We start from the raw sequence: 11,721 nt of genomic DNA on the forward strand, positions 1-11,721 counted from the left end.
AGACCAATCCATATGAGCCTTCTCAGTTAAATAAACCCCAGTAACGCTTATCGGCCACGTCAGTGACCAATTATAAAACCATTTTATTAGCAAGGTCGGTTGCTTTTTCTATCTTCGTCGGTTGCAAAGTGTACTCGAAGAAAACATTCCACGAGCACTTCTTCAGGCGGATATTTCAACAATGTCAAAGGTATCAGGGCGGCATGGGTGAAGGCTCAATAATTATCAAGCTTTCTTCTGAAGTTTTATGAAAAACTAAAAGATCATGTTACTGCAACGTAAGACGCTATAAGCGGTCTAACCGATCGTGCTCAAATGTCAAAATAGGATGCCAACAACGCTCACTATGGTTCGCTGGTCCAGCCTAAGCTGCGCAAGAGTTCCATTACCACATCGTTAGGCCGCAATTATGTTTAATATAACTTTATTTACAATATTTTGGGGGCAGAAATGAATACAAGACCAGAAATAACTATCTCTTCATTAGATGCCGATAGAATCTATAATTTAATTGAAGCTTTGCCGAAAAGTAGCTTGGCAGGGGTAGCCGGGCTTGAGTTGGAACTTGCGCGTGCTAATGTGGTGGCGCCTGATGTAATCCCTCCAGCAATAGTTACGATGAATTCTACCGTGAAGTTTGTTATTGAATCGACTAAAGAGGAATTCGAGTTAACACTTGTTTATCCAAAAGATGTTGATTCAAACGGTAAAAAAATATCTATTTTAGCGCCTGTTGGCCAAGCGCTGCTTGGCCTGGCTCAGGGAGATGAGATCGAATGGCCAAAGCCTGGTGGTGGTTTACTCAGGGTAAAAATTACGCAGGTTATTTATCAGCCAGAGAGGGCGGGTGAGTTTCGTCTGTAGAATGAAAGTATCAAGAATGGCAAAATATATGCGATTCCTAAATTAAGTAAGCCAAAGTTTGTCTTCTTGGCCGCATCAGCGGCCAATTATAAAACCATCATCTGATCTAAGCGTATGCTCGAAGTGCTGATCAGTATCTTTTCTTATTGATTGCTCAGATAGCTCGTGCTGCACCCTGCGCTTTTATTTTTTCTGCGAAGCTTTCAATCTCCTGTGTTACTTTACGTGATAATTTATTGATTTTTTTACAGGGGCTTTTGTGCAGCCAGAACAGATAGAAATTCAGCGTTTTTTACAACGTTTTCCACCTTTTGATGCGCTGCCGGATGAGGCATTGACGGGTTTAGCTAAGAAAGTCGAGATTGCTTACTATGTGGCAGGTAGCGATATCCTCAATTACGGTGAGCCGGTCAGCGATTTGTTTGTGGTTCGCAGCGGTGCCGTGGAAACCTTCCGGCGTAATGGTGAGCTCTACAACCGTCTGGACGTAGGAGGCGTTTTTGGTCAGATGGGGTTGATGATGCGTGGCCGGGTGCGCTTTCCCGCCAGAGCGCTGGAAGATACCTTGGTGTATTGCATCTCTGCAGACCTGTTTAATGATTATTGTGATCAATATGACGACTTTTCGAATTATTTTGAAGTGGATAACGCCGCTTTGCTGCACCAGTCTGTGGCTGATCAGACTAACAAAAATGATTTGACGACGGATAAAGCAAAGAGCCTGCTGATGCATGGTGTCGTGACGGTGACTAAAGATACGCCAATCTGTAAAGCAGCCTTGATTATGACTCAGGAGAACGTGTCATCTTTACTGATTACCGATCCCGATAAGCCCATAGAAAATGATCCGGAAGATGATGACGGGCAAGCCGTTGGCATTATTACGGATCACGACTTCATTAGCCGTGTCATCGCACAAGAGTTAGATTTGCAAACGCCGATCAGTGAAGTGATGTCCACTGATATGGTGTCGTTGGATGAAAATGCTTATGTCTATGAAGTGATGTTAACCATGTTGCGTTTTAATGTGCATCACTTACCACTTCTTAAAAAGAAGAAGCCGATAGGCGTCGTTACTCTGGAGGATATTGTTCGCTACGAGTCCAAGAGTAGCTTGTTTTTAGTCAGAGGAATCTTTGCACAGAATAACGTTGTGGAACTTGCCCGCTATGCTGAGTTAGTACCAGAGGCTTTCGTGCGTATGGTCAATGAAGATGCTAACTCACATATGATTGGTTCGGCGATGTCGGTCATTGGGCGCAGTTTCAAACAGCGTTTACTGGAACTGGCGGAAGATGAGTTGGGTCAACCGCCCATTCCATATTGTTTTCTTGCGCTGGGGTCTATGGCGAGGGATGAGCAGTTACTGGTGACTGATCAGGATAATGCCATTATTTTTGATGATAGTTACGATGCAGGTCTTCACGGTGAATATTTTTCTGCACTGACTAAATTGGTTTGTGATGGTCTGAACGCTTGTGGTTATAGCTATTGCACAGGCGGTATTATGGCGACCAACCCTAAATGGCAACTGACACTGAGCCAGTGGAAGAGTCTGTTTAGCCAATGGATTACTCGTCCTGATCCTGAGGCATTATTACACTGCTCAATTTTCTTCGATTTGGAGGGGGTGTGGGGCCGGGAGCAGTGGGCCGCTGAGCTGCGTCGGCATATTGCTACTCAGGCAAAAAACAATAGCAGGTTTCTGGCAGCGCTGGCCCGAAATGCCTTATCCCGTACGCCGCCATTGGGTTTCTTTAAAGCATTTGTCATGGAAAAAGATGGCCGGCATAACAATACAATAAACCTTAAACGCCGGGGGACAGCACCTTTGACCGATGTGATTCGGGTACATGCATTGGCGGTTGGATCCAGAGCGCGCAATTCGTTTGAGCGTCTCGACGATATCATTGAGACTAAATTGTTGCCGGAAGGCAAAGCCCAGGATCTGAGTGATGCGCTTGAGTACCTTTCTATTGTCAGGGTTAGGCATCAGGCGCACGATGTAAATCAGAAACTGCCGCCGGATAACAATATAGAGCCGGATAACTTGTCTCGTTTTGAGCGACGAAACCTGAAAGAGGCGTTCCAGGTCTTAAGTGTGGCGCAGAATTTTCTTAAATTTCGATACACGGCAAATACGCCTATCTCAGGTAAAAAAGAGTGACTACTGAGCGCTATCTACCCTTGGATTGGGTTGAATATTATATGCAGCGCTCGACTTCCTGTAAGAGTGAAATGGTCTTTGATTTTTATAGACAGGGAGTCATAAACCCCGAAACCCCGATTCGACAGGCACCGATGGTTGCGATGGATTTTGAAACCACGGGTTTGTCTTTAGAGGACTCCGAGATTGTCAGTATTGGTCTTGTGCCTTTTGATATCAGGCGGATTTATTGTGGAGAATCTAAGCATTGGGTTGTAAAGCCGGAGCAAGACATGACGGAGGAGTCCATCGTGTTTCATGGTATCACGCATTCTGAGGTGGAAGCCGCACCACCCCTTGAGGTGATTCTGGATCAGGTGCTGGATGCTATTGAGGGTAAGTTAGTCGTAGTTCATTATCGTTTCATAGAAAGAGAGTTTTTTCATAAGGCGGTCATGGAGCTGTTACATGAACCGCTTCTGTTTCCGCTGCTTGATACGATGCAGATAGAGGCAAATATCCTCAAGGGCCAGCAGGGTTTCTTTGAAAAATTACTGAAGAAGCCGCTTGATCCGGTGAGGTTAGGGTATTGTCGCAGACGTTATAATCTCCCACATTACGATGCGCATAATGCTCTCACGGATGCGGTGGCCACTGCTGAGTTATTGCAGGCGCAGATTGCGCATCACTTGGATCCGGATATGCCTGTTAAGGCGTTATGGTCATAAAAAGCTGGACATAAAAAAGCTCGGCGAACCGAGCTTTGTCAATTACAGCATTAATTAACTGTATTTTCTTTCAGTTCTCAAGCCTAAGACCAGACTCACACACATCAGCAATAGTACGATGGTGAAAGGCAGGCCGGTAGAAATAGCACCTGCTTGCAATGCCTGGATGGCTTCCGTACCGCCTATCCAGAGTAGCGCTGCTGCAATAGCACCTTCTGTGCTTGCCCAGAAAATTCGCTGGGGAACCGGAGCATCAATCTTACCGCCTGAGGTGATGCTGTCGATAACCAGTGAACCTGAGTCAGAAGAGGTAATGAAGAATACCAGAACCAGCAGAATGCCGATGACAGACAGAATAGTACCCATCGGCAGTTCATCAAACATCTGGAACATCGCCAGAGGTACTGATGTCAGGCCATCTGTGCCTAATGCTCCTATATTGTTCACCACCTGATCAATCGCAATGCCTCCATACACTGACATCCAGATGACAGTGACGCTGGTAGGGATAAGCAGTACGGCGGTGATGAATTCGCGGATGGTCCGGCCTTTGGATACTCGGGCAATAAACATGCCTACAAAAGGAGACCAGGAGATCCACCAAGCCCAGTAGAAGACAGTCCAGCCCTGAAACCAGGCCTCGTCTTCACGTCCATGCGGGTTGCTTAACGGAATGATATTTCCCAGATAGGCGCCGATTGTTTTTGGAATAGTACCCAGAGAGATAGCCGCTGCAGAAATTGCTACAAAGACCAGCAGGGCAAAGGCAATGATCATATTGACGTTACTGAGCAGTTTTACACCGCCTTCGATACCTCGTACGACCGAAATGATCGCCAGCAATGTAACGACAACAATCACCAATATTTGCAGACCGACACCTGCTTCAATACCAAACACATGATTAATACCCGCTGCCGCTTGTTGAGCGCCAAGGCCCAATGACGTTGCCAGACCAAACAGCGTCGCTAATACGGCGAGTATATCAATGATATGACCGGGCCATCCCCAGGTACGATCGCCTAATAAAGGGTAAAAGACGGAGCGGATGGACAGTGGCAGGCCCTTGTTATAGGTGAAAAATGCGAGGGATACGGCAACCACCGCGTAGATTGCCCATGGGTGCAGGCCCCAGTGGTACATAGTGGCACCCAATGCCATACGAGCGGCTTCAGGTGTCAGTGCTTCAACACCTAATGGCGTTTCATACCATCCGGTGAAGTAAGCAACGGGTTCCGCAACTCCCCAGAACATCAGCCCAATTCCCATCCCTGCAGCAAATAGCATCGCTAGCCAGGAAATCGTAGAGTGTTCTGCTTTAGCATCATCACCACCCAGGCGAACTTTTCCCCAGGGTGAGACAATCAAGAATAGGCAAAAAATAACAAAGAAATTTGCAGACCACATAAACAGTACGTCAAAGGTACCGATAATGTTCCACTTTATGCCGTCCAGATATCCTTTAGCAGTAGCTGGATCTGTTAGCAATGTTGCTACCAGGAATATTAATACCAGCCCTGCACTGATACCAAAAACACGGTTGTGGATATCAAATCCCCACTTTTGGACGTTGTCCTGACCGATAGTATAGTCCGTGTTATCTATACTATATTTGTCTGTTTGTTCACTCACTCATTTAGCCCTCTTTAACTTTAACAACCGTTAATTCTAAAAAATATGTAGGAGCGCCTCACTTACAGGTTGCTACTAAAGTGTAGTGATGCAGCGATACAATAACATTTACCAGCGCTAAATAGGCGTCTAACTCAAATAATATTGAGATCAGATTGCCAGGATTACTAAGAGATGTTCGTTTACGTTGTTTGTAATAAATAAAGTACCTTCAAGAGGGTATTCTGGAGGTCTGCCTATAGAGAGGTTTTCGCATGTCCGACGTCAAACAAGCAGCGGCTACTAAAGGTAACGTTACTGAGGTTTTTAAAACGTTTCTCAAATTAGGGCTAACCTCATTTGGCGGGCCTATTGCACACATTGGTTATTTCAGAAAAGAAATAATTGAGCGGCAGGGGTGGGTGAGTGAAAGCCAATTCAGCCAACTGCTCGCGATTTGTCAATTTATTCCCGGCCCTGCCAGTAGCCAGCTTGGCTTTTCTCTTGGTTTATTACGGGCCGGTTGGCTGGGTGCTATCGCCGCTTTTATTGCGTTTACGCTTCCCTCCGTGGTCATGTTGCTTGCTTTTGCATTTGCACTTCCCGCTTTAGACGGACACATCGGGGAGTCGGCAATTCATGGACTTAAACTGGTGGCTTGCGCTGTTGTTGCCGACGCTGTACTGAGTATGTCTAAAAAGCTGTGTCCAGACACTTATAGACAGAGTTTAGCGGTATTGGCTGCCTGTGTGTTGTTACTAATGGGTTCAGTGTGGGCTCAGATCCTGCTCGTATGCGGTGGTGCGATTGCCGGTATGGTGTGTTGCCGTGAACCGGCTCAGGCAGGTGATAGCCATACACAAGTGAATTATGGAAAGCGGCTGGGCTTAGTGCTATTGGCAATGTTCCTGTTCCTATTGCTTGCTTTGGGATTGGTTTCAGATGAAGAGGGACTCTACTCAGTTGCACAGGCTTTTTATAACGCTGGAGCAATGGTCTTTGGTGGAGGGCACGTAGTATTGCCGTTGCTCGAAGACTCAGTTGTGGCGACGGGGTGGGTTTCTAAGGAAAGCTTTCTTGCCGGGTATGGTGCAGCGCAAGCGATTCCGGGGCCCATGTTTGCCTTCTCTGCCTATTTAGGTGCCGTTATTCCTACGGAGCACGGGAGTTGGTTAGTCGCATTAGTCGCTCTGACTTTTATGTTTTTACCGGGGTTTCTTTTAGTAGCGGCAGTGTTGCCACTATGGCAGGCTATTTCTGTTAATCCAATCGCAGTCAATGCCATCGCGGGTGTTAATGCGGTTGTTGTGGGAATTTTGGGTGCGGCGCTTTACGATCCGATTTTAACAGCAGGGATTACATCCGGTACCGATTTAGCAATCGCGCTTGTCGCTTTAGGCATGTTAACGATATGGCGAATTTCATCCCTGTATGTGGTCGTGTGGTGTCTGTGTGCAAGTGTATTATCTGCGCTGTTGTAGTCGAAAATATATTACTTATATATCATTTGTGTAGGTGCGCATCGTTAATGTACAGAAGGGAAGCGTGTTATTCAGGTGGGTTAAAAGTAACCCATATGCATATGAATCATCTTTCTGTGCTTAAGTCTTTGTTTATATTCAATAAAATATCAAAAAATCTATAAACAAAGCCGCTGCTGGGATTTTATGCCGGGTGTTTTTTGCCCTGGATTATAGAGGCTTTTGCATTTAATTATTAATAATCAATTAGTTATATTTTGGCATGTGATTTGTATGATGTGTAATAATGACTGCCGTTAACAGGGTCTTGTTATGCGGTTTATGGTTTTTAAGCTGAGGAGGTCGACATGGATATGGCGAATATACCTCGTAGTTTTTGGCATGCGCTGAGTTTTTGCATGGTGGCTGCAACGCTGGGGCTACTTTATATCGCACAGTCATCCAGTAGTGTGTCAATCGAGATTGCTAATGCAAAAATTGAGTTGTCTTCGGCTATTTCGCAAGTAAAGGATATTAAGAGCGACCTTGAAGCAGAAAATATACGTCTGGCTGAGGTTAACTTACAGTTACAGGAGAAAATTAAAAAATGGGAAGCCGCTGCCAGACGGGATCCGGGCGGCATGTCATTGGAAGATCTCAATCTGGGTGAGGTACTCGGTCGCCCCAGTCCTATTGTTCAAGAGGCTATCGATCAAATCCCTGCTAATGAGAGCCCCGTTGTTGCAAATCCAAGTACTCAAACCCCCAGAATTGCAACACCGAGTGATCCGTACAGGGAGATAGATGCCAGGATACAATCGGCTGAGCAATATATAAGAAGTGATCGCAGGTCGTCAGCGAACTGAGGGTTGATATGAATAGAATTGCGAATATTCAAATATTAACTTTGTTGCGGGATTCTCAGAAAGGTTTGTTCCGCAAATTATCAGTAATGTCGTTCGCAGCACAGCAGAGCCAGGCGATACAACGGGTCATGATCTTGTCAGTGAAAAGCGTAGCGCAAAGAAAGACGTGAGCGTTGATAATCAATGAGCGGGATCTATGGGTATGCTGTCTGCTGCTCTTGCCTCGCTAGCGGTCTGCTTGTTTTTAGCTTCAATCCATTGCGCCATGTATTTTGTACTTTTGTGATGGTGGTGGCGCAGCATCTGACCAGTGAAGTTATTTAACCGGTGTACTGTTAGCTGCGCCGGTTCCAATAGGACTGTAATACGCTCCATCAGCCTCGCTTGGATAATTGTCTGATCGAATCGTTTATAAAGTATTTGATATCCTTCTGTTTGTGCTGCTTGCCACTGTGTTGCATCGGTATATAAACGGACAGCCGCTTCTGCAAAATCGACGGGTGTGTTGGCTTGCTCTCCACTCCAGACCTCCTGAGGATCAATCATTCCTTCGGTTCCGATTGAAGTTGTCACTGAAGGTGTGCCATTTCTCATGGCATCAACGAGCTTGCCTTTTATTCCGGCACCAAAGCGTAATGGCGCCAGCAATACGCGTGCTTCACGTATAACCTGATGTGCATCCTCAACCCAGCCTTTAACTAAAAAGCCTTCTTTTGCATTGTGCAATGCAGTGGCTTTTGGCGGCGGGTACGCGCCGTATATATGTAACTCAGCATGGGGTAATTGTTGGCGGATGAGTGGCCATAATTGTTGTTTCAGCCACAGAACCGCGTCCCAATTGGGAGCATGGCGGAAGTTGCCGATACTGATAAAGTGCTGCCGATCTGAAAATGCAGGTGTATGAGGTCGTTCGCGGGGCAGCATAAAGGGGCAGTGAATCAACTGACTATCGGGAACGTTAAAGTGCTGGGTTAATAGCCGTATCTCGATATCGGAAATCATCAGTGTCAGATCGCAGCGGTAAATAGCTGCAATTTCCCGCTGCGCCAGGTCGGTGTTGGTCATGCTTTGATACAAAGCGGGTAGTGATGTAGGTGATGAAAGTGCAGTGATATCTAATTGATGGTCACGTAATTGCTGTTTTAGTAACTGATGGCGTGCCTGCCGAAGGCTGTGCAGATCTTCGCTATCCAGTATCCGCAATGCATCAGGGCAGCATTTCTCAACCCGCCAACCAAACTGCTCTTCCATCATGAAGCGATCAAATATAACAATATCGGGTTGTAATGGCTTAATCCAGTCATCGAAGCTTGTTGAATTAAGCTCGATTGCTACCTCATCTACGTTCAATGCGCCAAGATCTGCCCGGTGCTCACTTAAGGCCGCCGGACTGGCAAAGGTGACCTGCCACTGCTGAGCTAAAAATAGCTCGATAAACGAAAGCATGTGGTATCCCGCTGCCGATGAGCGCGGTTCTGGCCATACATAACCGATAATCAATAATTTTTTCATCGGGCTATTTTAAACTAAAAAAGGCATTGTCAGTTATATTATAAAGGGCTGTCTGAATTAATTTGTCATATTTTTGCAGTGCACAATTATAGTTTTTATGCAGGTTATTGGCATGTTGAAACTATTTGTTAGTGATATTGGCATCTTTTGTTATTGGTGGTTGTGAGGTTTTCATCCATTCTTACTGAAATGATGAAATTGATGCTTACCCGTTACATCGTGTTATCCGGGGGCATAAAAATAAGAACTGAGGAATTGATGACCATGCCGGATTATAAAGCGCCTTTACGTGAAATACAGTTCGTGATGAATGAAGTGCTGGAGTCGGAAAAACACTACGCCAGTTTGCCCGGTTGCGAAGATGCAACGCCAGATATGGTGAATGCAATCATCGAAGAAGGCGCTAAGTTTGCTGAGCGCGTGCTGGCTCCGCTTAATCAGGTAGGAGATCAGGAAGGCTGCCAGTTTAATAATGGCGACGTGAAAACTCCAACCGGTTTTAAAGAGGCTTATCAGCAGTATGTTGAAGGCGGCTGGCCGTCACTGTCTCACGACCCTGCACATGGCGGCCAGGGTTTGCCTGAGTCCATTGGCACGATTATCAGCGAAATGGTGGGTACAGCTAACTGGTCATGGGGTATGTATCCGGGATTGAGCCATGGCGCGATGAATACGCTTAGCGAGCATGGTACCGACGAGCAGAAAGCGGTTTATTTAACCAAGCTGGTGAGTGGGGAATGGACGGGTACTATGTGCCTGACCGAATCACATTGTGGTACTGACCTGGGGTTACTGCGTACCAAAGCTGAGCCGCAGGCAGATGGCAGTTATAAAATTTCGGGCAGTAAAATATTCATCTCTGCCGGTGAACACGATATGGCAGAAAACATTATTCATATCGTGTTGGCTCGTCTTCCGGATGCACCGGCAGGCACAAAAGGTATTTCCTTATTTATCGTTCCTAAATTTATGCCACAAGGCGATGCTGTTGGCGCGCGTAACGGGGTTGTCTGCGGTTCAATTGAGCACAAAATGGGTATTCACGGCAACGCTACCTGTGTGTTGAACTTTGATGACGCGACCGGTTATCTGATCGGCCCGCCGAATAAAGGTTTGAACTGTATGTTTACCTTTATGAATACGGCGCGTTTGGGTACGGCTTTGCAGGGGTTGGCGCATGCAGAGTGGGGCTTCCAAAACTCCCTTCCATATGCCAAAGATCGTTTGCAGATGCGCTCGCTAACGGGAGCAAAGAACACTGAAGGTGCGGCTGATCCGATTATTGTGCATCCGGCCATACGAAATATGCTGCTAACGCAGAAAGCCTTTGCTGAAGGTGGCCGGGCATTGATCTACTTCTGTGCCCAGCTTGTTGATAAGGCCAAACTGGCGGGTGCGGATGAAAAGCTTGAAGCAGATGCGTTGCTTGCGTTTTTGACACCGATTGCCAAAGCATTTTTGACTGAAACAGGCTTTGAGTCGGCTAATCATGGTGTACAAGTGTATGGCGGCCACGGATATATTGCTGAATGGGGTATGGAGCAAAACGTACGTGATGCGCGCATCTCCATGTTGTATGAAGGCACGACACAAATTCAGGCATTAGACCTATTAGGCCGTAAGGTGTTGATGTCACAGGGCGAGTCGTTGAAAGGGTTTACTAAAATCGTACATAAATTCTGTAAAGAGCACGCAAATAATGATGCAATGAAGCCGTTTGTTGAACCATTGGCGACACTCAATCAGGAATGGGGCGAGCTAACGATGAAGGTGGGTATGAAAGCGATGCAGGATCGTGAGGAGGTCGGTGCTGCTGCGGTTGATTATCTGATGTACTCTGGTTATGTGACCTTGGCTTATTTTTGGGCGCGAATGGCTCAGCAGGCACAGCTAGCATTAGATCAGGGAACGGCTGAGGAAGCTTTTTACAAAGCAAAATTAACAACGGCGCGCTTCTATTTTGCCCGTTTGTTGCCACGCACGCGTGCGCATGCTGAAATTATGCAGTCCGGTGCAGATAGCCTGATGGCGTTGGATGCAGAACACTTTGCCTTTTAAGGTGTGGACTTTATAGTGAGGCCTTTAAAGTGTGGATAGTAAGGTACCGGGCTGGCCGTTGGCTTGCGCAGCAATTTTTAAGTTATAAAGCAACATGTTATCAGAAGAAGCGTAACCATATAAAAATTAATCAAGTGATAAGTAATCGAGTAGAGGGAACCACTATGTCTGATCTGAGCAATATATTTGAAGAGATGAAAAATCGTTTTAATAGTGCCGCAGCCGCTGGATTGGATGTAGTCTTTCAGTATCAGATTGATGATGGCGAACCATACCATGTCACTGTTAGTGAGGGTAGTTGTGTTGTTGCTCAGGGTGAGCATGCTGAGCCTTCCGTTACTTTATCAATGGATAGCGAAACATTGCAGGAAGTTATTTCGGGTGAAACCGATGGCATGCAGGCATTTATGACGGGGCGTATCCGTGCAGATGGCGATATTATGCTGGCAACACGTTTAACGGCGCTTTTCCCGGTC

Annotated in this window: 9 protein-coding genes; 7 read left to right on the forward strand and 2 right to left on the reverse strand. The window is 46.2% G+C overall.

All coding sequences use genetic code 11. From position 1 onward, the window contains the following. The first annotated feature begins 450 nt into the window (after positions 1-450). From rnk to ABY436_RS16030, 3 genes are all read left to right on the forward strand, one after another. Positions 451-864 (forward strand): nucleoside diphosphate kinase regulator, encoded by a 414-nt coding sequence (gene rnk, locus ABY436_RS16020; protein ID WP_372739940.1) that lies wholly within the window; start codon positions 451-453, stop codon positions 862-864. A gap of 259 nt (positions 865-1,123) precedes the next feature. Then, positions 1,124-3,031, forward strand: a complete 1,908-nt coding sequence (locus ABY436_RS16025; protein WP_372739941.1) for a DUF294 nucleotidyltransferase-like domain-containing protein — start codon at positions 1,124-1,126, stop codon at positions 3,029-3,031. Next, positions 3,028-3,738 carry a 3'-5' exonuclease gene (locus ABY436_RS16030; RefSeq protein ID WP_372739942.1) on the forward strand — a complete coding sequence of 237 codons (711 nt, stop codon included), beginning with the start codon at positions 3,028-3,030 and terminating at the stop codon, positions 3,736-3,738. The genes ABY436_RS16025 and ABY436_RS16030 overlap by 4 nt, the downstream gene beginning before the upstream one ends. Before the next feature lie 54 nt (positions 3,739-3,792). Here ABY436_RS16030 and ABY436_RS16035 read toward each other — a convergent pair whose 3' ends face one another. After that, positions 3,793-5,370, reverse strand: coding sequence for a BCCT family transporter (locus ABY436_RS16035; protein ID WP_372739943.1), 1,578 nt, complete (start codon positions 5,368-5,370; stop codon positions 3,793-3,795). 254 nt (positions 5,371-5,624) lie between these two features. Here ABY436_RS16035 and chrA point away from each other — a divergent pair, with 254 nt between their 5' ends. Both chrA and ABY436_RS16045 read left to right on the forward strand, forming a co-directional pair. After that, positions 5,625-6,830 (forward strand): chromate efflux transporter, encoded by a 1,206-nt coding sequence (gene chrA / locus ABY436_RS16040; protein WP_372739944.1) that lies wholly within the window; start codon positions 5,625-5,627, stop codon positions 6,828-6,830. Positions 6,831-7,177: 347 nt separating this feature from the next. Beyond that, positions 7,178-7,675 carry a hypothetical protein gene (locus tag ABY436_RS16045; protein ID WP_372739945.1) on the forward strand — a complete coding sequence of 166 codons (498 nt, stop codon included), beginning with the start codon at positions 7,178-7,180 and terminating at the stop codon, positions 7,673-7,675. Positions 7,676-7,855: 180 nt separating this feature from the next. Here the strand turns inward: ABY436_RS16045 and ABY436_RS16050 are convergent, their stop codons facing one another. Continuing rightward, positions 7,856-9,187, reverse strand: a complete 1,332-nt coding sequence (locus ABY436_RS16050) for a glycosyltransferase (protein WP_372739946.1) — start codon at positions 9,185-9,187, stop codon at positions 7,856-7,858. A 264-nt stretch (positions 9,188-9,451) separates the two neighbouring features. On the opposite strand from ABY436_RS16050, the gene ABY436_RS16055 reads away from it, so the two are divergent. Beyond that, on the forward strand, positions 9,452-11,245 hold the full coding sequence (locus tag ABY436_RS16055; protein ID WP_372739947.1) for an acyl-CoA dehydrogenase C-terminal domain-containing protein: 1,794 nt from the start codon (positions 9,452-9,454) through the stop codon (positions 11,243-11,245). Positions 11,246-11,409: 164 nt separating this feature from the next. Further along, positions 11,410-11,721, forward strand: a 312-nt coding sequence (locus tag ABY436_RS16060) for an SCP2 sterol-binding domain-containing protein (RefSeq protein ID WP_372739948.1), incomplete at its 3' end; no start/stop codon positions are given.

Origin of the sequence: Neptunomonas sp. (assembly GCF_041601355.1) — a bacterium.
Classification (GTDB): domain Bacteria; phylum Pseudomonadota; class Gammaproteobacteria; order Pseudomonadales; family Balneatricaceae; genus Neptunomonas.